This is a genomic window from Mycolicibacterium boenickei (assembly GCF_010731295.1).
In the GTDB taxonomy this organism is placed as follows: Bacteria; Actinomycetota; Actinomycetes; order Mycobacteriales; family Mycobacteriaceae; genus Mycobacterium; species Mycobacterium boenickei.
Window position 1 is genome coordinate 1819550 of record NZ_AP022579.1, and the last position, 21093, is coordinate 1840642.

General features: G+C 66.2%; 20 protein-coding genes. 4 read left to right on the plus strand and 16 right to left on the minus strand.

What is annotated here, in order from left to right; translation table 11 throughout:
* Positions 1-29: 29 nt before the first annotated feature.
* Entirely contained in the window at positions 30-416 is a 387-nt protein-coding gene (locus G6N57_RS08485; RefSeq protein ID WP_077740061.1) for a heme-binding protein, read from the minus strand.
* 133 nt (positions 417-549) lie between these two features.
* A complete protein-coding gene (locus G6N57_RS08490; RefSeq protein ID WP_077740062.1) occupies positions 550-1566 on the minus strand; it encodes an AraC family transcriptional regulator in 1017 nt (338 codons plus the stop codon).
* A gap of 152 nt (positions 1567-1718) precedes the next feature.
* Here G6N57_RS08490 and G6N57_RS08495 point away from each other — a divergent pair, with 152 nt between their 5' ends.
* Positions 1719-4058, plus strand: a complete 2340-nt coding sequence (locus G6N57_RS08495) for an arylsulfatase (RefSeq protein ID WP_077740063.1) — start codon at positions 1719-1721, stop codon at positions 4056-4058.
* A gap of 152 nt (positions 4059-4210) precedes the next feature.
* On the opposite strand, the gene G6N57_RS08500 is transcribed toward G6N57_RS08495, so the two are convergent.
* The 6 genes from G6N57_RS08500 to ligD form a co-directional block, all read right to left on the minus strand.
* A complete protein-coding gene (locus tag G6N57_RS08500; RefSeq protein ID WP_036447087.1) occupies positions 4211-4660 on the minus strand; it encodes an STAS domain-containing protein in 450 nt (149 codons plus the stop codon).
* A 146-nt stretch (positions 4661-4806) separates the two neighbouring features.
* Positions 4807-5427, minus strand: a complete 621-nt coding sequence (locus G6N57_RS08505; RefSeq protein ID WP_077740064.1) for a LutC/YkgG family protein — start codon at positions 5425-5427, stop codon at positions 4807-4809.
* Positions 5424-6890, minus strand: coding sequence for a LutB/LldF family L-lactate oxidation iron-sulfur protein (locus G6N57_RS08510; protein ID WP_077740065.1), 1467 nt, complete (start codon positions 6888-6890; stop codon positions 5424-5426). The genes G6N57_RS08505 and G6N57_RS08510 overlap by 4 nt, the downstream gene beginning before the upstream one ends.
* Positions 6887-7621: a (Fe-S)-binding protein gene (locus tag G6N57_RS08515; RefSeq protein WP_077740066.1), complete on the minus strand. Its 735-nt coding sequence runs from the start codon at positions 7619-7621 to the stop codon at positions 6887-6889. The genes G6N57_RS08510 and G6N57_RS08515 overlap by 4 nt, the downstream gene beginning before the upstream one ends.
* A gap of 65 nt (positions 7622-7686) precedes the next feature.
* The gene (locus G6N57_RS08520; RefSeq protein ID WP_234815620.1) at positions 7687-8136 is read right to left on the minus strand and encodes a GNAT family N-acetyltransferase; all 450 of its coding nucleotides are present in this window, start codon (positions 8134-8136) and stop codon (positions 7687-7689) included.
* Positions 8137-8285: 149 nt separating this feature from the next.
* On the minus strand, positions 8286-9515 hold the full coding sequence (gene ligD / locus G6N57_RS08525) for a non-homologous end-joining DNA ligase (protein ID WP_077740068.1): 1230 nt from the start codon (positions 9513-9515) through the stop codon (positions 8286-8288).
* A 54-nt stretch (positions 9516-9569) separates the two neighbouring features.
* Here ligD and fadD2 point away from each other — a divergent pair, with 54 nt between their 5' ends.
* Entirely contained in the window at positions 9570-11243 is a 1674-nt protein-coding gene (gene fadD2, locus G6N57_RS08530) for a long-chain-fatty-acid--CoA ligase FadD2 (RefSeq protein ID WP_065513186.1), read from the plus strand.
* A gap of 29 nt (positions 11244-11272) precedes the next feature.
* The gene (locus G6N57_RS08535) at positions 11273-12055 is read left to right on the plus strand and encodes an SDR family NAD(P)-dependent oxidoreductase (protein WP_065513187.1); all 783 of its coding nucleotides are present in this window, start codon (positions 11273-11275) and stop codon (positions 12053-12055) included.
* Between the two features lie 3 nt (positions 12056-12058).
* Here G6N57_RS08535 and G6N57_RS08540 read toward each other — a convergent pair whose 3' ends face one another.
* From G6N57_RS08540 to G6N57_RS08570, 7 genes are all read right to left on the minus strand, one after another.
* Entirely contained in the window at positions 12059-12805 is a 747-nt protein-coding gene (locus G6N57_RS08540) for an SAM-dependent methyltransferase (protein WP_077740069.1), read from the minus strand.
* 241 nt (positions 12806-13046) lie between these two features.
* Positions 13047-13358 (minus strand): hypothetical protein, encoded by a 312-nt coding sequence (locus tag G6N57_RS08545; RefSeq protein ID WP_077740070.1) that lies wholly within the window; start codon positions 13356-13358, stop codon positions 13047-13049.
* 17 nt (positions 13359-13375) lie between these two features.
* A complete protein-coding gene (locus tag G6N57_RS08550) occupies positions 13376-13666 on the minus strand; it encodes a hypothetical protein (RefSeq protein WP_322790652.1) in 291 nt (96 codons plus the stop codon).
* 162 nt (positions 13667-13828) lie between these two features.
* Positions 13829-14950: an acetamidase/formamidase family protein gene (locus G6N57_RS08555; RefSeq protein ID WP_077741848.1), complete on the minus strand. Its 1122-nt coding sequence runs from the start codon at positions 14948-14950 to the stop codon at positions 13829-13831.
* Complete coding sequence (locus tag G6N57_RS08560; RefSeq protein WP_322790654.1) at positions 14950-15348, minus strand: RidA family protein; 399 nt, start codon at positions 15346-15348, stop codon at positions 14950-14952. The genes G6N57_RS08555 and G6N57_RS08560 overlap by 1 nt, the downstream gene beginning before the upstream one ends.
* Positions 15349-15377: 29 nt before the next feature.
* Positions 15378-16910 carry an amino acid ABC transporter permease/ATP-binding protein gene (locus G6N57_RS32235; RefSeq protein WP_077740072.1) on the minus strand — a complete coding sequence of 511 codons (1533 nt, stop codon included), beginning with the start codon at positions 16908-16910 and terminating at the stop codon, positions 15378-15380.
* A gap of 54 nt (positions 16911-16964) precedes the next feature.
* Positions 16965-17873 (minus strand): ABC transporter substrate-binding protein, encoded by a 909-nt coding sequence (locus G6N57_RS08570; protein WP_077740073.1) that lies wholly within the window; start codon positions 17871-17873, stop codon positions 16965-16967.
* Between the two features lie 230 nt (positions 17874-18103).
* Here G6N57_RS08570 and G6N57_RS08575 point away from each other — a divergent pair, with 230 nt between their 5' ends.
* Complete coding sequence (locus tag G6N57_RS08575; RefSeq protein WP_077740074.1) at positions 18104-18817, plus strand: FadR/GntR family transcriptional regulator; 714 nt, start codon at positions 18104-18106, stop codon at positions 18815-18817.
* 72 nt (positions 18818-18889) lie between these two features.
* Here the strand turns inward: G6N57_RS08575 and G6N57_RS08580 are convergent, their stop codons facing one another.
* Complete coding sequence (locus G6N57_RS08580; protein ID WP_077740075.1) at positions 18890-21085, minus strand: acyl-CoA dehydrogenase family protein; 2196 nt, start codon at positions 21083-21085, stop codon at positions 18890-18892.
* Positions 21086-21093 lie beyond the last annotated feature (8 nt).

Below are 21093 nucleotides of genomic sequence, written 5' to 3' on the forward strand. Positions count from 1 at the left end.
CCAGGATGATCGGGGCTTCGAGGCGTACATCATTGTCCTAATGGCTGGTCAGGTGCCTTGATACCGCACCGGGCCCGGAAGTCGGTGAGCGGTTGGCGGATCCCGGCGAGGTCGGCGTGGGCCTGCGGGTTGGCGTCGAAGAAGACGCGCGTGGCCTCCGGAGTGTCTTCTTCGGGACGGCTTCGCAGACTTGTGTAGAAATCGTTGACGTCTGGATGCGTGAACAGGTACGTCGACGTCGCGGAGGCGACGCCGGAGGCGATGCCGGCGAGATCGGCAGCCGTGCAGTTGGGTGGGCGCGGCGGCGGCTCGGCGGCCGCGGTCACCGGGCTGAACAAGGCGACGGCGACCCCGACGGCACCGGCCGCGAAAGCGGGCACCACCCCGTAGCGCACGGTGGTCAGTGTGCGGGACACAGCGGGACTCCTTCCCGAGGTGGGCAGGTGCCGATTGCATCGCCCGGCGGGCCGAACATTAGCAGGCGGGACGGGTTGTGCGCGACGAATCCTTCGCTCGGCAAGGACGTGGCTTGGCTTGGCGTGCCGGTGTTTAGGGCCGCAGCGGCGAGCCGATCCGGGCGTTGCGATAAGCCGTCGGGGTGGTGCCGAACCAGCGTTTGCAGGACCGGGTGAGGACGCTCTGCTCGGCGTAGCCGAGTTGGTGGCACAGCTGGTCGAGGCCGAGATCGGTGTCGAGCAGCAGGCGTTGGGCGACCTCGCGACGGGTCTGGTCGACCAGGTCGGCGAACGTGGCGTTCTCCGCGCGCAGTCGCCGTTGCAGGGCCTTGGGGTGCAGGCCGATGTGGCGGGCGATATCGGTCAGGCCGATCGCGCCGGTCGGCAGGAGCTGGCGCACCAGGCTACGCACCAGTTGGCTGGTGGCCGGGTTGGACTCGCCCATCACCTGGGCGAGGTAATCCACCGCGGTCTGGTGGGCGAGTTGATCGGTGGGCAGTGGCCGCTGCAGGTCGGTGGCGCGCACGGTGAAGCCGGCGACCGGCTCGAAAAAGCTCGGCGGGCAGCCGAAGTAGCTCTGATAGTCGTCCGCGGAGGTCAGCGCGGGATGGGGCAGGTGCACCGCGACGGGACGGTAGGCCGCACCGAGGAACAGGCGCAGCACCTGCAGCGTGACTCCGAGCGACAGTTCGATGGCCTGGGCTTGAGGCGGTGACGGGTCCAGGACGTACTCGAATTCGAAGCGCCGCAGGTCCGGGTCGAGGTGGGTGGTGATCCGTGCGGTGATCGATGGGCTGTAGGCCGCCATGAATTTGTCGAAGATCAGGAAGGCTTCGGCGACGGTGGCCGCGTTTCGGCCGGCCAATCCGACCGGGCCCAGAATGTCGATGCCTTGACGCAATGCCAAACGTCGTCCGAAGTCGGGGGTTTCGAGCGCGGCGGCAGTGTCCTCGAGCATCTGGGCGCCGTTGGGGAGGGAGATGAACCGGTCATGGCGGCCGACATCCTCGTAGGGGATGTGGGCGGCAGCGACCAGAGCGCGACTATCCCCGCCGAGTTCGGTGACGAGCTGGTGAAAATTCGTGAGTGCCGTCCCGCGAATCACGGCCATGTCCCACAATGTCAAAGATTTGTCCTGGAATGTCAAGACAGAAGCTGTCGGTTTGCTGCACAGTGGATGCCCGGGTCGGGGTGAATCGGCTGCGCGGCTTGCCCCAAATGGCTGGCTGCACAGACCAATGTCCTATTGATGAGAGGGGCGCGGTGTCTGACGTGCAGGGTGACCAGTTGGTGGCGGCGGTTCTACCGGACGGTGGTGTTTTGCCGTTCCCGCCGGTCCCATCGGGCAGTATTGCGGGCCGCACGTTGCAGGAGTCGACGTACCAGCCACGCGCGGTGCCTAGGCGACTGCACGCTGACTCGCCCAACATCGTCATCGTGCTGATCGACGATGCCGGTCCCGGTTTGCCATCGACCTTCGGTGGTGAGGTGACGACCGCGACCCTGGACAAGATCTGCGCTGAAGGGGTGTCCTACAACCGCTTTCACACCACCGCCATGTGCTCGCCCACCCGGGCGTCACTGCTCACCGGCCGCAACCACCACGAGATCGGCAACGGTCAGATCGCCGAACTGGCCAACGACTGGGACGGCTACGCGGGCAAGATCCCGCGGTCGAGCGCCACCGTGGCCGAGGTGCTCAAGCAGTACGGCTACGCGACCTCGGCCTTCGGGAAATGGCACAACACCCCTGCGGAGGAGACCACCGCCGCCGGGCCGTTCGAGAACTGGCCCACCGGTTTGGGTTTCGAGTACTTCTACGGATTCCTGGCCGGTGAGGCCTCACAGTACGAACCGAACCTCGTGCGCAACACCACCGTGGTCGCCCCGCCGAATACTCCCGAAGAGGGCTACCACCTGTCGGAGGATCTGGCCGACGACGCCATCTCGTGGTTGCGCCGGCACAAGGCGTTCAATGCCGACAAGCCGTTCATGATGTACTGGGCCAGCGGTTGCCTGCACGGCCCGCACCACATCATGAAGGAGTGGGCGGACAAGTACGCGGGCAAGTTCGACGACGGCTGGGACGCCTACCGGCAGCGGGTGTTCGAGCGCGCCAAGGACAAGGGCTGGATCCCGCAGGACTGCCAACTCACCGAACGTGACGAGACGCTGGCCGGCTGGGACGACATCCCCGAAGACGAGAAGCCGTTCCAGCGCCGGCTGATGGAGGTCGCCGCGGGCTACGCCGAACACGTCGACGTCCAGGTCGGCCGCATCGCCGACGAACTCGAATCGCTCGGCTACGCCGAGAACACCCTGTTCTTCTACATCTGGGGCGACAACGGTTCCTCGGGTGAGGGACAGAACGGCACGATCGCTGAGCTGTTGGCGCAGAACGGGATTCCCACCACGGTCCGCCAGCACATCGACGCCCTCGACGAACTCGGTGGCCTCGACGTACTGGGTTCCCCGCTGGTCGACAACCAGTACCACGCGGCCTGGGCGTGGGCGGGCAGCACTCCGTACAAGGGCATGAAGCTGCTTGCCTCGCATCTGGGTGGCACGCGCAACCCGATGGCGGTGCGCTGGCCGGCCCGGATCAACGCCGACGCCGCACCCCGCGACGTGTTCCTGCACTGCAACGACATCGTGCCGACCATCTACGAGATCGTCGGGATCGCACCGCCCCAGGTGGTCAACGGGGAGCCCCAGATGCCGCTGGCGGGAGCGAGTTTCGCCCGTACGTTGGCTGACCGCAATGCACCCGGCGGCAAGAAGACCCAGTACTTCGAGATCATGGGCAGCCGCGGTATCTACCACGACGGCTGGATGGCCTCGGCCCGCGGACCGCGGCTGCCGTGGGTACCGGGCCAGCCGCCGGGCATCGCCACCTGGACCCCCGACAACGACACCTGGGAGCTGTACCACCTCGACGAAGATTGGTCGCAGGCCCACGATCTCGCCGCCGAGGAGCCCGAGAAGCTGGCTCAGATGCGGGAGATGTTCATGGTCGAAGCCGCCCGCAACGAGGTGCTGCCGATCGGCGGTGGCCTGTGGGTTCCGGTCTATCACCCCGAGTTGCGCATCGCCCCGCCGTACAAGGAGTGGGAGTTCTCCGGGGACACAATCCGGATGCCCGAGTTCTGTGCACCGGCGCTGGGCAACAAGAACAACGTCGTCACCATCGACGTCGATATTCCTGCCAACGCCAACGGGGTGCTGTATGCGCTCGGCGCCGCGGCCGGTGGGCTGACGGTCTACCTGGACGAGGGCCGACTCTGCTACGAGTACAACCTCTTCATCCTGCAGCGCACGAAGATCCGTTCGGAGGGCAAGGTGCCGCCCGGGCGGGCCACCATCACCGTGACCACCCAGTACGCCGATCCCCGCCCGGCCGGACCGCTCGACATCACCATCGCGCGCAACGGCGACACGATCGCCAGTGGTCAGGTCCCGATCAGTGCACCGTTGTTGTTCACCGCCAACGACTGCCTGGACATCGGCACCTGCCTGGGTTCACCGGTGTCGCTGGACTACCGCGAACGTGCCCCTTTCCCCTTCGAGGGGCAGATCCACCGCGTCCACGTCGCCTACAAATAGCCCACAAAAACGAGGTGACTGCCGGACCAGGTCCGGCAGTCACCTCGAAGGTTGTCTGGTGTGCGTTGGGTCAGATGTGCACCGCCCGGTGGCGATGACGAAGCAGGCGGGTCAACCAGCGGACATCGATCAACATTGCGTTGGCCTTTCTCTCAGGCGCTCTTGATAAGCAGGGGGAGCAACCGGCGGCGTGCCGTGTTGCCTTCGGCGAAGTGATGCAGCGCTTCGGGCACCGAGGAGCTGAGCGGTACGCCCACCTCCTGGTGGTGAATCTCGGCGGCGACCGGCTGGCTGGCGACTACCGACCAGTCCACTCCGAGTGCGCCGCACTTCTCATCGATGTCGTAGAACAGTGAGATCGCCTGCGGGGCAAAGCTGTTTACGCCACTCAGGTCGAGTGCCAGCGGCTTCTCCGCAAGGATGAACCGATTTACATACGACGCGATCTGGTCGATGTTGTTGTTGTCGACATCGCCCTTGACGGTCACCACTGTCGCCAGCTGACGGCACTGCGCGCGCATCGAAGCGCCCTCGCAGATGACCGCCGAGTTCCCGTACCGAAAGTGTCGATCCATTGCCGGGGTGTTGTTCGTGAATGTCATGATCAGCCTCCCGCCGTCCTTCTTGAGCTCTGGCTGAGCTCCGTCGCGTCAACCTGTCCCCAAAGTTATGCGGGCAATCTAAGGCGGCTGGGTGCCAGCGTTAATACTTTGCTAAGAACCCTCGGGGGCTTACTCGTCGGTAAGGTTCACACGATCAGTACGTCGAGTGTTCGCGGTCCGTGGACGCCTTCTACACGCTGTAGTTCAATGTCGCTGGTGGCGCTGGGGCCGGAGATGAAGGTCAACGGCCGCGTGGGCGTCAGCTCGGCGAATGCCTGCGGCACCGTGTCCACGATCTGATCGACCCGCACCACGCAGATGTGGTGGTCAGGCACCAGCGTCAGCGCGCGCCGTCCCTGCGCGGGGCCGGCATCTAGCACGATCGTCCCAGTCGCGGCGATACCGAGCGCGCATCCGGTCAGCACCGCGTCGGCGCTGTCGAGTTGCTCGACACCCAGCGCGGGCGCGTCGACCATGGTCGTCAATCCCGCCACCCATTCGGTCGGCAGATCGGCCGGGACGACGACGGTGGCGTCCCGCCCGACCAGCTCGAGGACGGTCGACGCGATCGTGTCGACCTCGATGGGGTGGACCCGGGCCCGGTACTCGGCGACCGTCTCGGCGAACTTCTCGACGTTTCCGGTGCCGGTCAGCGGCTCGTGGTGATAGTCCCGCGGTACCGCCACGGCCTGCGGCGGCGCCGACACCAGGGCAGCCTTGACCCGGCCCAGCACCGAAGCCCTGGCCTGGGGCGTCGGGCCGGTCATCCTCGTCCTTCCTCATGAGTCCGGGTCCACCACTGGCGGAACGTCTCGGCAGGCGGCGCGGGAATGTCCCGGCTGGCCGTCCACGCCGACGCCGGCCAGGGCAGCGCGGAGATGCGGTGATCGCGCCCGGCGATGAGCCGCCCGGCGCCCAGCGCCTTCTCGGCCAGCGAGAACCGGCCCGCGCCGGCCATGGCCCACCCCGCGGCCTTCATCGCCAGGGTCTGCCCACCCGGCAGGCCCCGCCGGTCCTGGTCCACCTGGGCCGCCCGGAGGTGCACCAGGATCGAGGGGATGTCGATGCGCACGGGGCAGGCTTCGAAGCACGCGCCGCACAGCGACGAGGCGTACGGCAGGCTGGCGTTGGGGTCATCGTGGCCAGTGGTGCCGGTGAGCTGAGGACTCAGGATCGCGCCGATCGGTCCCGGATAGACCGAGCCGTACGCGTGGCCGCCGGTGCGTTCATAGACCGGGCATACATTCAGGCAGGCGCTGCACCGGATGCAGTGCAGGGCCGCGCGGCCGACCTCGTCGGCCAGCACGCGGGTGCGGCCGTTGTCCAGCAGGACCAAGTGGAACTCCTGCGGCCCGTCGCCGGGGTGCACGCCCGTCCACATCGAGGTGTACGGGTTCATCCGTTCGGCCGTCGAGGAGCGCGGCAGCAACTGCATGAAGACCTCGAGGTCGGCGAACGTCGGCACGATCTTCTCGATACCCATCACGGTGATCAGCGTGTCCGGCAGCGTCAGGCACATCCGTCCGTTGCCTTCGGACTCCACCACCGCGAGTGTCCCGGTCTCGGCGATACCGAAGTTGGCACCGCTGATGGCGACCTTCGCGGTGAGGAACTTGCGTCGCAGATGCGCCCTCGCCGCCATCGCCAGCACCCGGGGCTCGTCGGTGAGCTCGCCGGCGTCGGGCATCTCGCGGGTGAAGATCTCCCGGATCTCGGCGCGGTTGCGATGGATGGCCGGCACCAGGATGTGGCTGGGCTTGTCGTGGCCGAGCTGCACGATGAGCTCGGCCAGGTCGGTTTCGAACGCGGCGATGCCCTGGGCTTCCAGGTACTCGTTGAGGCCGATCTCCTGGGTGGCCATCGACTTGACCTTGACCACCTCGTCGGAGCCTGTGGCCCGGATCAGGTCGGCGACGATGCGGTTGGCCTCGTCGCCGTCGCGGGCCCAGTGCACCACGCCGCCGCGCTCGGTGACGTTGTCCTCGAGTTGTACGAGCAACTCGGGAAGCCGTGCCATGACGTCCTGCTTGAGTGCGCTGCCCGCGGCGCGCAGCTGCTCCCAGTCGTCGCATTCGCGGATTGCGTTGAGCCGCTTGGTCCGAATGGTGTGGGTGGCATGGCCGATGTTGCGTCGCAATTGAGAATCGGCGAGCGCGGTGCGGGCGGCTTGCGGGAAGGGCACGTCGCCGCGGAGATTGCCGACACCGGGGGTGCCCAGGAAGGTGGTCATTTCTGGGCCGCCAGGATCTCGGCCAGGTGCACGGTGCGCACGCCGGAGCGCAGCCGGCTCAGCCCGCCACCGATGTGCATCAGACACGAGGAGTCCCCGGCGCTGCACACCTCCGCGTCTGTCTCCAGGATGTGGGCCATCTTGTCGGCCAGCATGGCCGTGGAGGTGTCGGAGTTCTTGATCGCGAAGGTTCCGCCGAAACCACAACAGGATTCGGCTTCGGGCAACTCCACCAACGTCAGGCCCCGCACGTGGCGCAGCAGCCGCAGTGGTTTTTCACCCACCCCGAGCATGCGCAGTGAGTGGCAGGTCGGGTGATAGGTGACGCGGTGCGGATAGTAGGCGCCGACGTCGTCGACACCGAGCACGTCGATCAGGAACTCGGACAGCTCATATGTATTGGCGGCCAGGATCTCGGCACGGGTGGCGAGTCCTTCGTCACCGGCGCGCCGGGCCACCATCGCGTGCTGGTGGCGTACCGAACCCACGCATGAGCCCGACGGGGCGACGATCGCGTCGCACTTCGCAGATTCGAAGGCCTCGACGTGATTGCGCACCAGTGCGGTGGCTTCCTTCAGGTAGCCGGTGTTGACATGCATTTGACCGCAACAGGTTTGGCCCTTGGGGAACTCCACCTGGTGGCCGAGGCGCTCGAGCAACTGCACCGTGGCGATCGCTGCGGGCGGGAACATCGCATCCGCCAGGCAGGTCGCGAACAGGGCGATTCGCATGCGCACTCCTCAAGCGTGACGTGTCCACAGTACCGATCGGGTGGTAACCGGTTTTCCGATTCGAGTCAGGGCAGCTGTCGTAAATCCAGCGCGTAGAACAACTTGTCGTATCGCCGTTCACCCACCGCGACGAATCTCTCAAGCACCCCGTATCTCTCGAAGCCCAAGGACTCGTAGAGCCGGGCGGCGCGCTCGTTGTCACCTCGGAGATCCAGGGTCAGCACCTCGACGTGCGATTCGGCGGCGGCCCGAATCAGCCCCTGCATCAGGAGCCGGCCGATGCCAAGGCCTTGGCACCGCGGGTCCACTGCCACTTTCTCGATGTCCGCGTGGGGCCGGTGCGTCGGGCGCGTATACCGGCGCCAGTAAGCGAAACCGGCCGGCTGCCCGTCCACTTCCGCGACGAGAAGTGCGCCGTCGCCGGTCGCCACTGCGCCGACGGTCTCGCCCAGCAGTTCGGCGACTTCGGCTTCTGTGGGTGGATCGACCCAACCCAGCGCGGCGCCCCCGGCCACCAACTGCTGCAGCCCCCGGCCACCAACTGCTGCAGGAGTGCCGCGATGGCTCCCGTCAGCGGTGGCACGAGGTCAGGTGAGTCGACGGAAAGGACCCGAACCGCTGTCGACTCGACCATGACGGCAGTATCCCAGCCCTCCGGTGCGCCTCAGTGCTTCCACTGCGCGCCGCGATAGTGCTCCCACGGGTTGTAGTCGGCGAGCAGTTCCTCCTGGGGCGGGCGCTCGGACTCGGGTACGTGCTGCAGGTTGATCCGCACCCGGTACCAGATCGAACTCGGGCCGCGCATGCCGTCGAGCAGGATGTCGACGGGTTCGAGCCGCTCGGCGACCGCCGGATGGCGTTCGCGCCACACGTCCAGCGCCGCCATGGCCTCGTCTTTGGTTTTGGTCTTCGCGATCTCGATCAGGGGCATGCTCGACTGCCTCCGACCGTCGTGCGAGGCGCCCTTGGGGGCCTTCTCCGCCGGGCCGAGCTCCTCGGCGAGTGCGAGCAAACCGTCCAGCCCGCCAACCGTGATGTCCATGCCCTCCCACGGGTCGCCGATCTCGGCGAACCGGGCGGGCACGGTGGCGACCGTGAACGCTTCGGGGCGGCAGCCGTCGACCTCGTCCCAGCGCAGCGGGGTGGAGACCCGCGCATCCGGGGTGGCGCGCACCGAATAGGCCGAGGCCACCGTGCGGTCCTTGGCGTTCTGGTTGAAGTCGACGAATACGCGGGCGCCCCGCTCCTCCTTCCACCATCGCGCCGTCGCGAGATCGGGAACGCGTCGCTCCACTTCACGAGCCACCGTCTCGGCGGCCAGCCGCACTTTGGTGAACGGCCACTCCGGGTGGATCCGCGCATAGATGTGGAAGCCGCGGGAGCCCGACGTCTTGGGCCAGGCCGTCAGACCGTGCTCTTCCAGCACCTCGCGGGCCACCTGTGCGACGGCGACGATCTGCGACCAGTCGACCCCGGGCATCGGGTCCAGGTCGACCCGCAGTTCGTCGGGATGGTCGAGGTCCTCGGCCCGCACCGGGTGCGGGTTCAGGTCGACGCAGCCCAGGTTCACCGCCCACGCCAGGCCCGCGGTGTCGCGCAGGACCGCTTCCTTGGCCGACGTGCCGGACCGGTACTTGAGCTCGGCCACGTCCACGTAATCCGGCCGCTTCTCCGGTGCCCGCTTCTGGAAGATGGCCTCGGCGGCAATGCCCTTGACGAACCGTTTGAGGATCATCGGACGTCCGTAGACCCCGCGCAACGCGCCGTCGGCCACTGACCGGTAGTAGTTGATCAGGTCCAGCTTGGTGACGTGCGCGTCAGGGAAAACCACCTTGTCGGGGTTGCTGACGGCCACCACGAGGCCGTCGATCTCCAGCGACACTGCACCGGCCATGAGCACATGGTAGTTACCGCCCGCGGTGCGATAGATGTCACTTATTGTTGCGACATGCCAAGTCTGTCTGATCTGCCGGCGAACCTGACCGCGAAGGCCAAGCAGTACGCGGAGCGTGGCGCGGCCGAATTGCACTACGCGCGCAAGATGTTCGAGGCCGGCGCGCTGCGGCTGGAACCGCCGCAGAACATCCTGGCCATGCTGGGCGACATCCGGACCTGGGGTGAGATCGGGATGATCCCCGCGCTCAACGCGCGCCGGCATCCCAACCGGGTTGCGGTCATCGACGACGACGGCGAATTCACGTTCGGTGAGCTCGACTCCGCGGCGCACGCGGTGGCCCACGAACTGCTCACGATGGGCGTCCGGGGCGGTGACGGGGTGGGGATCCTGGCGCGTAACCACCGCTGGTTCCTGGTTGCGCTGTACGGCGCGGCCCGGGTCGGCGCCCGGATCATCCTGCTCAACTCCGAGTTCTCGGGCCCGCAGATCAAGGAGGTCTCCGAGCGCGAGGGCGCCAAGGTGATCATCTACGACGACGAATACACCGCGGCGGTCTCTCATGCCGATCCCGAGCTGGGCAAACTGCGGGCGTTGGGCGTCAACCCGGATTCCGATCAACCGTCCGGAAGCACAGACGAGACCCTGGCCGACGTCATCGCGCGCGGCAACGGGCGTCCGGCGCCGAAGGCCACCAAGCACCCGTCGATCATCATCCTGACCAGCGGCACCACCGGCACACCCAAGGGCGCCAACCGGGCCGCTCCGCCGTCGCTCGCCCCGATCGGGGGAGTGCTGTCGCACGTCCCGTTCAAGGCAGGCGAGGTCACGTCGCTGCCGGCGCCGATGTTCCACGCGCTCGGATTCCTGCACGCCACCATCGCGATGATGCTGGGCACGACCCTGGTGCTGCGTCGCCGGTTCAAGCCCGCCACCGTGCTCGAAGACATCGAGAAACACCAGGTGACCGCCATGGTGGTGGTGCCCGTCATGCTCTCGCGGATGCTCGACCACCTCGAGCAGATGAAGCCGAAGCCGAATCTGTCCTCACTGCGGATCGTGTTCGTCTCCGGGTCCCAGCTCGGCGCCGAGCTGGCCTCCCGGGCGCTCAAGGAGCTCGGGCCCGTCATCTACAACCTCTACGGCTCCACCGAGATCGCCTTCGCGAGCATCGCCCGCCCCAAGGATCTGTCGATCAACCCGTCGACGGTCGGGCCGGTGGTCAAAGGCATCACCGTCAAGATCATCGACGACAACGGCAAGGAGCTCCCGCAGGGCCAGGTGGGCCGGATCTTCGTGCGAAACACGTTCCCGTTCAAGGGATATACCGGCGGCGGGGGCAAGCAGATCATCGACGGCATGCTGTCCTCCGGCGATGTCGGATACTTCGACGAGCACGGTCTGCTCTACGTCAGCGGCCGGGATGACGAGATGATCGTGTCCGGCGGCGAGAACGTCTTCCCGGCCGAGGTCGAGGATCTGATCAGCGGTCATCCAGATGTCATCGAGGCGACCGCGCTCGGCGTCGAGGACAAGGAATGGGGTGCCCGGCTCAAGGCTTTCGTGGTGAAGGCCGAGGGCGCCAGCCTCGACGAGGACACCATCAAGACCTACGTCAAAGAACACCTGGCGCGCTACAAAGTGCCACGTGAGGTGGTGTTCCTCGATGAGCTGCCGCGCAACCCCACCGGCAAGATCCTCAAGCGTGAGCTGCGCAACCTGGAATAGTTTGCTCCGATCGGTGGTAGTACAGCCTTGTGAACATCGAACTGACCGGAAAGACCGCACTCGTCACTGGCTCGACACAGGGCATCGGGCTGGCCATCGCCGAGCAACTGGCCCGTAGCGGTGCGCGGGTCGCCGTGAACGGTCGGACCCCGGCTCGCGTCGATGAAGCCGTCGCCAAACTGGGCGACTTCGACGTCCTCGGCGTCGCCGCCGACGTCTCCACCGAGGAGGGAACGGCCGACCTGCTGCGGCAGCTGCCCGACGTCGACATCCTGGTGAACAACCTCGGCATCTTCGGCGCGGTACCGCCGCTGGAGATCACCGACGAGCAGTGGCGCAACTACTTCGACGTGAATGTCCTTGCCTCAGTGCGACTTATCCGCAGCTACCTGCCCGGGATGACCGAGCGAGGCTGGGGTCGGGCGATCCAGATCGCCAGCGACTCGGCGATCGTCACGCCCGCGGAGATGATCCATTACGGCGTGTCGAAGACGGCTTTGCTCGCGGTATCGCGCGGTTTCGCCAAGGAGGCGGCGGGCACCGGCGTGACCGTGAACTCGGTCATCGCCGGGCCGACCCACACCGCCGGAGTCGAGGACTTCGTCTACCAACTCGTGGACAAATCGCTGCCGTGGGACGAGGCGCAGCGGGAGTTCATGATCAAGCACCGGCCGCAGTCGTTGATCCAGCGGCTGATCGAGCCGGAGGAGATCGCGAACATGGTGACTTACCTGGCCTCTCCGCTCGCCTCGGCCACTACCGGTGGAGCGTTGCGGGTCGACGGCGGATACGTCGACTCGATCCTGCCCTGACGGTCAGCGCCTCATCAGGGCGAAGACTCCCCAGCCGAGATACTCCCGCGTGTAGCGCGCATAGCGCGCGGGCTCGGTGGTGAGTTCGGCGCGTACCTCGGGCGCCAGTTCATCGTCAGGGTTCTGGTCGAGCCAGCGGCGCATGTTGAGCCACTGTGCCGCGGCATACCGGTCCCAGCTGTCCTGGTCGGCCAACACCATTTCCACGACGTCGTAGCCGAGGTCCCCGAACTGCTCGATCAGTTCGGGGAGTGGCAGGAAATCCGCCACGTTGGTGGCGTGGCAGGCTTGCGCCGTCTTCTGGTCTGGCGGAGTGCGGCGCCAGTAGGGCTCGCCGACGAGCATCAGTCCTCCGGGCCGGAGGCTGTGGCTGAGCAACTCGGCCGTCCCGGCGACACCGTTACCGATCCAGGTGGCGCCGATGCACGTGGCCAGATCCACCGGCTCGGCCGCGACATGGCCGGCGGCGTCACCGTGCACGAACTCCACCAGGTCGGCGACACCGAGCTCGATGGCGCGGGTCCGGGCCTGTTCGGTGAACACTGTGCTGATATCCACACCTGTGCCCGTGAAGCCCAAATCACGTGCCCAGGTGCACAACATCTCACCTGAGCCGCTGGCCAGGTCGAGCACCCGTGTTCCGGGCGCCAAGCGAAGCGCCCTGCCGAGGGTGGCGTATTTGGCAGGAGTCAGCGGATTGTGGATGCGGTGGCTGCTCTCGCGAATGGTGAAGATACGGGGTAGGTCCATGACCGAATTCCTTTGTGAGAGGCCCTCGGACCCACACGCAGCGAAGAACTTCTTCTAAGACAGGGCGGCGTGAGTCAGGACGGGGCCTGAAGAGTGAGGATGATCGAGGCACTGCTCAAAGCAGTGGGCTCCGTGACAGTCATCAACTCACCTACTCCGATCTCGGCAGCACACCCTGGTGGCAACTGCGCCCTCCACGCTACAAGCCTGTGCCGTGACTGCCCAATGGTTTTCCGCACGGTCACGACAGCATCGCCGAACCCGGCACCGCCAGGCACAACAGCGATAACGCCAGCAGGAACCAGCCCGCGCCCTGCCAGATCGGCCAGGTGCCTTCGGCTTTCCATACCTGGTAGGTGCGGATGAACGCGCCGACGCCACCGACGAAGACGATCGTCGGGACCAGCGAGGCCGAGAGCGTGGAATGGTCGAAGGCGTAGAACGTCAGGGCAACAGCGGCGACGGCGACCACCGCCACCACGTACCACACTGCGGACCGGAACATCTCCGGGTCGTGCCAACGCTTTTCGACGTCATTCTCGTCGCTGCCCATGGTGCTCGCTCATATCGTCACGGTGGCCCGTTGATGTACCAGGCCAGGCATCCCGGCCGGTCCCGGCACGCGATGATCGCGCCGGCATCAGGGGCGGACCCGCGTACCCGGGGCGGTCGGGGCTGCAGATTGCAGTTCACCACATACGGGTTCCACGGAATGACACCGTTCACACATGGCTCGGCCTGGATTTCGGCGGGCGCCGGGGAAACTTGCCCCCACACGGCGGTCGGTGCGATGACGACCGACAGCGCTGCCGCGCCCAGCAGCATCGGGCGCAGAATCCGTTGCAGTGACGTTCTCATCATTGAGTGCCAACCGTTTCTGGTAGCCGTCTATTTCGACGGTAGCACTCAAGTCACTCCGCGAGCAGACACATAACTGCCTCTTTTCCAGCGGCGATGGGCAGTTATGTGTCTGCTCGCGGACAGAGGCCGACGGATCGCGGGACAGGCCGGACGCGAAGCCGCCTATGTCCAGGCGGCCCAGTCCGACTTCCGGATCATGCAGTGCACCCCTTTGACCGCATCCACCACCTGGCTCACCTCGAAGTCGCCGGCCGCCGAGAGGTAGGCGAAGGCGACATCGCGCGGCACATTGAGCCGAGTGTGGAGAAACGTGACGGCATTTCGGACCGCGATGCGCATGGCCTCGTCGAGGTCGGCGTCCATGCCGGTCGGGATCCAATGCGTGGCGGTTTCCACCACCGGGTTTGCGACGGCCCCTACGGCTGCGCGTGCGTCGTCGGACTTCAGGACAGTCAGTCGCACCGTGGCCCGAAGCGGTGCCTCGAGCGCTGTCAGCGCGACCTCACCGTTGCCTTGTGCGAAATGCGGATCGCCCGTGAAAAAGCCGGCCCCGTCGACCTGCACGGGCAGATACAGGGTCGATCCCGACACGACGTGTTTGATGTCGATGTTGCCGCCGTGATCCCCGGGCGGCACCGATGGCACCGGGTCCTCGGTCGCCCGGGCGACGCCCATGATGCCGAGGAACGGGTTGATCGGGAATCGCACCGTGCGGCCGGTACCGTGGCCCGCCGACAGCATGCCGTAGGGCTTCCCATGGTGCTTCTCGACCCAACTGAAGTGACTGATCGTGCCCATCGAGACGATCTGGTCGATCGCACGCACCGGCTCGGAGTCGGGAAACTCGGGGAACTCTCCGACGAGCGCACCGTAACCGTGCCTGCTGCTGATGAAGCCGTAGGGGACGCGCATCGCGAGATCGAGAATCTCGACCTTGAGTACGTCGCCGGGCTGCGCCTCGGCGACCTGGATCGGACCGGTGACGATGTGCGGACCACAGGTGTCGTCATGGGCGAGCGGGCTCGCCGCGATGTCGACGACGTCCTTGAGCACGTTGTGGATGCCGAACTGGGCGAAGTACGAAACCGGGTCTCGCCCTTGGTCTTCGAGGATTCCCTCGTGGCTCACGGTGTCGATCGTCACGGTCTCGCCCGATGCCACCGAGAGCACGGGCGTTGTCTGCGCGTTCGGCAGCCATCCCCACAGCACATCGTCGGGGTGCGATTGCAGGTAGTGTTCGCCACCGATGTGGCCTTCGCCGGGATGAAGGGTCGGAAAGAGCATCATGCCTCCGTGGGTGTCGGTGCGGGATCGGGCTGCTGCGGGGAAAGCCCGACGATGAGATCGATCTCGACGGCCGCTCCCACCGCCAGGCCGGTGACTCCGACGCAGGTGCGGCTGGGTAGCGGGCCGGCGAACCACTTGACGTATTCGGTGTTGAACACCTCGAATTCGTCGAAATCGGTGAGGTACACGCGCACCATCAGCGCGTCGTCGAGCGTGGCGTCGAACTGGGCCAGTACTGCCGAAAGATTCGTCATGACTTGATTCGCCTGCGCGGCGATGCCGCCGCCGACGAGCCTGCCGGTGGCCGGGTCGGTGGGCATCTGGCCGGTCACGTACAGGGTGTCGCCCCACCGGGTTGCGTGGGAGAACGGACCGACCTGAGGCGGAACACCCACGGCAGCAGTGAAACTGAAAGACTTCTTCCTCATGCATCCGCCAGCTGCATCGCATTGACGAATCGGGCGGTCGCCGGCTCCTGCGGCCGGGTGATCACCTGCTCGGCGCTGCCCTCTTCCACGACGATTCCGCCGGCCATGAAGACAACCCGGTCGGCGACCTCGAGGGCGAACCTCAGTTGATGGGTCGCGATGATCATCGTGAGGCCGTGGTGGTGGGCCAGCCCGCGAATGACGCCGAGGACCTCTGCGACGAGTTCGGGATCGAGCGCACTCGTCGGCTCGTCGAGCAGCAGGACTTTGGGCCGAGCGGCCAAGGCTCGTGCGATACCGACCCGCTGTTGCTGTCCGCCGGACAGCCGGTGCGGCAGAACATCGGCCTTGTCCGCGAGGCCGACCTGCGACAGCAGCAGGTCAGCACGCTCGGCTGCCTCCTCTTTGCTCAGCCCCTGGATCCAGCGCAGCGGTGCCGCGACGTTCTCCTTCACTGTCATGTGTTTGAACAGATTGAAATGCTGAAACACCATGCCGATGCCGGCCGCGATCCTGGCCCGGGCGATCTGTCCCTCGGGAAGCGGCGCGCCGGACTGGCTGTAGCCCAGGGTCTGCCCGGCGATGCGAATCGTTCCGGTGTCGATCGACTCGAGATGGTTGATCGTGCGTAGCAGGGTGCTCTTGCCGGATCCGCTCGGTCCGAGCAGCGCGATGACCTCACCCTGCCGCACCGACATGCTGATGCCGTTGAGCACGTCGTTCTCGCCATAGGCCTTGTGCAGGTCGCGGATATCGAGGATGGTGTCGCCGATTTCCTGACGCTCGGCCGGTGGCGGAGCCGTCGTGACCGGGTCGGGAAGCGGAGCCTGTGTGCTTGCCCGTCGCCGGAAACCCGCTCGGGCCAGCAGTGACTGGCGATCGCGGTCGAGGTTGAGCGCGTCCTCGAGAACCAACTGGATGACGCTCAGGATCGCGGTCAGGGCGAGATACATGACCGCCGTCGCGAAATAGATCGAAAAGTAGTCAAAGGTTGCCGAGGCGAGCTGTTGTGTGCGCAGGGTGAGTTCGGGCACGGCGATAACCGATGCCAGCGCACTGTTTTTCATGGTGGAGATGAACTCGTTGCCCAGGGCCGGGACCATCGACCGGAATGCCTGCGGTGCGATCACCCGACGCATGAGCTGGCGAGGTTGCAGGCCCAACGCTCGACCGGCGAGCGACTGCCCTGGGTCGACGCCCTTGATTCCCGAACGCAGGATCTCGGAGATGAAGACGGCTTCGTTCATCGCGAGGGCGACCGAGCCGGCAATCAAGGGCGGCAGGGTGATTCCGATGTGCGGTAGTGCGGTGAAGACGAACACGAGCTGCAGGATCAGCGGGGTTCCGCGGTAGATGACGACGTAGGTCCGGCCCAGTGCAGTGAGCGCCCGTGATCGCGTGAGTTGCAGCGCGGCAAGGAGCGCGCCGAGGACGATGCCGCCGGCAAAGCCGTACAGCGTGAGCTGGAGGGTGAACAGCATGCCGTCGACCAGCCACGGCAGCGTCAGATAGTGCAGGAATTTGTCCATGAGTTCACCTCGCTTCTGTCAAATGTGTTGCGTCGCTGCGGTATGGGCCGGGCATCACCCGACGCTGAGGATCGTCGGCTCGGCGACCGCGTTCTCGGTCAGCTTCCATTTGGCGGCCAATTTGTCCTGCAGTCCGCTCGACTGCACCTCGGTGAGTGCCGCCTGAACGGCGTCGCGGAACTCATGCTTGCCCTGCGGTACTCCGATCCCGATCGTGTAATCGAGCATGACCGTTTCGGCGGAGTCGAGCTTGTCGGGATGGGCCGCAACGAATCCGTTGACCGTGTTGATGTCGTTCATGTATGCGTCGGCGCGGCCGGCGAGCACCGCTTGTGTGCAGTCGGCGCTGGAGTCGAACAGGCTGACGGCCGGCGCCTTCAGGCCGGCCGCCGCGCACGCGGGCCCGACGCCTTCGACGAGCGGAACTTCGACATATCCCTTGTTGAGTCCGACCGTGAGGCCGCACAGTGAGGTATCGATACCGGTGATCTTCTTCGGATTCCCCTTCGCCACCAGGATGCCGTCGAATACCTTTGAGTAGCTGATGAAGTCGACGCCGCCGGCGGCGCGTTCCTTTGTCGCATAGAGGTTGGAGATGATCCAGTCGGCCTGGCCGCTGGCCACCGTCGGGATGAGCTCGGAGAACCCGACGGAGACGTAGTCATTGGTGAAGCCAAGGCAGGCGCCGAGGGCGTTTCCGAGATCGATGTCGAAACCTTGGTATTCACTGGGGTTTTCCGGGTTCACGGTCTCGTAGCCTGGCGTGTAGGGGTTGATCGCATTGGTGAGCGTCTTGCCGTTGAGGTCCGGATTCTTGGTGCGCAGGTCGGTGCAGGTTGCAGACGAGGCCAGTTCGGCGTAGTCACTGGACTTTTCGGTGGTCGCTGCTTCGGTCGACGAACAACCGGCAAGTCCGACACCGACAACAACGGCGAGAAGTGCGGTGCAGCGCGAGCTTTTCATGGCAGGTCCTATTCACAGGCGCGGAGAGGAGCGGGGCGGTTATGGCCGGATGGTCCGGCCAACTGGTTCTGAAGTTAAGTGGCTGCCAACCACGCAGCACGCCGGGAGCGTGTCTCGTAACACGAGTAACAAAGAGTTATCGCGACGGAAACGGTCAGCGTCGATTTTTGGACTGCTTGGCCCGACCATCGGACCTATGTTGGGACCTGAACAGGGAGGCAGGATCCGAATTGAACGCACCTGCAGGCGGGGCGATCCCGCCGTTGATCCAGCGGCCACAGAGCGTATCGGTCGCGCTGGCAGCACATTTCGAGCGTCTGATCGCGACGGGCGAGCTCTCGCCCGGAACCCGACTTCCCTCGGAACGCGAGCTCGCGGCGTCGATGTCAGTATCGCGGTCATCGCTGCGTGAGGCCATGCACGAGCTCGAGGCCAAGCGCCTCGTATCGCGCGTGCGAGGTCGCGGAACCATCGTGCTGGCGCCGACAGCCAGCGTCGACGAGTTGCTCGCGATAGCCGGCGGTGGCACCGAGCAGGAGCACGCCGCCGAATTGCGTTCTGTCATCGAGCCGTCGATCGCCGAACTGGCGGCCCACCGGGCCACATCGGCGAACCTGTTGCAGCTTCGCGACGTGCTCGACAAGTCGCACGAGAACCTGCTGCAGGCCGAGTCGCTACGCCTCGACGTCGAGTTCCATCTGCTGCTCGCACAGGCCGCGCAGAACCCACTGCTGACCGCCCTGCAGACCTTGGCCAGCGAGTGGACCGGGGAAGTGCGCAAGCACTCGCATTCCACGCGACACGGACGCTGCGCGTCGGTACGTGGTCACCAGGAGATCTTCGATGCGGTTCGGATGCATGACGGCCTCGCCGCGCGTCGGGCCATGGAAGACCACCTGCGCGACGTCCGCGAGCTCGTCGCCAAAGCAACGCGTTCGTCATGAGCCGCGAGCAGACACAAAATCCCCCAATTCTGCTGGGAAAAGGGGGATTTTGCGTCTGCTCGCGGAAGGACGTTACGGGTCGCGGGGCAGGCCCAGCAGCCGTTCGGCGATGATGTTGAGCTGAACCTCGCTGGTGCCGCCGTAGATCGTGGTGGCCCGGCTGGCCAACAGGTACTCGGCCCAGCGGCCGAATTCCTGCTCGGGATCGCCGACGGCGCCATCGGTGCCGAAGGAGGCCACCGCGAACTCCGCGTAGCCCTGGCCGGTCTTCATCGACAGCAGCTTGGAGATCGCCGCCGCGGGCATGGCGTCGCCGCCGGCCAGCGTCAGCAGAGTGGACCGCAGGTTGAGCACCTTGGCGGCGTGGCCTTCGGCGATCAACTGGCCGGCGTGGTTCTGCTCGATCTGGTCGAACTGGCCGTCGCGGAGGAATGCCACGAACTGGTCGAGGTTGGCCAGGAACGGCGGCTCGCTGCTGCCGATGGACACCCGCTCGTTGGTCAGCGTGTTGCGGCTGACCTCCCAGCCGCGGTTGACCTCACCGAGCACCATGTCGTCGGGCACGAACACGTCATCGATGAACACGGTGTTGAACATCGCGTTGCCGGTCAGCTCGCGCAGCGGCTTCACCTCGACGCCAGGGGCCTTCATGTCGAGCAGGAAGTACGTGATGCCGTTGTGTTTGGGGGCGTTGGAGTCGGTCCGGGCCAGGAGGGCGCCCCACTCCGAGAACTGCGCACCCGTCGTCCAGATCTTCTGCCCGGTGATGCGCCAGCCGCCGTCGACCTTGGTGGCCTTGGTGGTCAGGCTGGCCAGGTCCGAGCCCGCGCCCGGCTCGGAAAACAGCTGGCACCAGATCATCTCACCGCGGAACGTCGGCGGCAGGAAGCGCTGCTTCTGCTCGTCGGTGCCGAACGCCACGATCGACGGGATGATCCACGAGGCGATGCCCATCTGCGGGCGCCGCACGCGGCCGGTGCTGAACTCCTGGGCGATGATGATCTGCTCGATCGGTTCCGCCGCCCGGCCCCACGGCCGGGGCAGGTGGGGCTGCACCCAGCCGCCCTCGGCGATCGCGGTATTGCGCTCGGAGCCCTTCGGAATCGCCTTCAACCCGGCGACTTCCGCGCGGATCTCGTCCCGCAGCTTCTCGGTGTCGGGATCGAGATCGATGTCGACCGGGCGCATTCCGGTCGTGGTCGCGGTATCGACGACGGCCTGCGGGTAGTCCGAGGACCGGCCGAAGCACGCGGCCAGCACCAGGGCGCGCCGGTAGTACACGTTGGTGTCGTGCTCCCAGGTGAAGCCGATACCGCCGTGCACCTGGATGCAGTCCTGGGTGGCGTGCTGTGCGGCGGCAGGTGCCAGGGTGGCGGCCACTGCGGCAGCGAACTCGAAATGAGTTTGTGCAGAGGAGTCTTCCTGTGCCTCGTCGAGCGCCCGGGCGGCGTCCCACACGGCGGCGGTGGCCCGCTCGGTCTCGGCGATCATCCCGGCGCATTTGTGCTTGATCGCCTGGAACTGGCCGATCGGCCTGCCGAACTGTTCGCGGATCTTGGCATACGCGGTGGCGGTGTCGGTGGCCCACCGGGCGACCCCGACGGCCTCGGCCGACAGCAGGGTCGTGATCAGGGCGCGGGCATGGGCACGGCTGAGGGTGGACAGCACGCGGTCGCCGGCCACCTCGGTGGCGTTGGCCCGGACGTGGGCCAGCGGGCGTAGCGGGTCGACGCTGCGCACCGGCTCGATCTCCAGCTGGGCGGAGTCCAGCACCACCCACTGGACTCCGGACTCGATTGCGACCGGCAGCACCAGGACTGACGCCTGTGCCGCGGCGGGTACCGCTCGTGCCTCGCCGCGGATCACCAGGCCGTCGCCGTGCCGGGTCGCGGTCAGGCCGGAGTCGATGGCGTAGGCGGCGATGGTCTCGCCGGAGGCCAGGCCGGCCAGAATCTTGGCCTCTGGGTCGTCGGCCGAGATCAGCGCGCCGGCGATCGCCGACGGGACGAAGGGGCCGGGCACGGCGCCGTATCCGAACTCGGCCAGCGTGATGGCCAGCTCGAGGATTCCGAATCCTTGCCCGCCAACGGATTCCGAGAGGTGAACGCCCTGAAGGCCCTGCTCGGCAGCGGCTTTCCAGTGCGGCGGCGGGTTGGGGATCGGCGTCTCGAGAGCCTCATGGAGCACCTCCGAGGGCGCCACTCGCGCTACCAGGGACCGAACTGAATCGGCCAGGTCGCTGTGCTCAGACGTGATCGCGATGGGCATGCGGCACC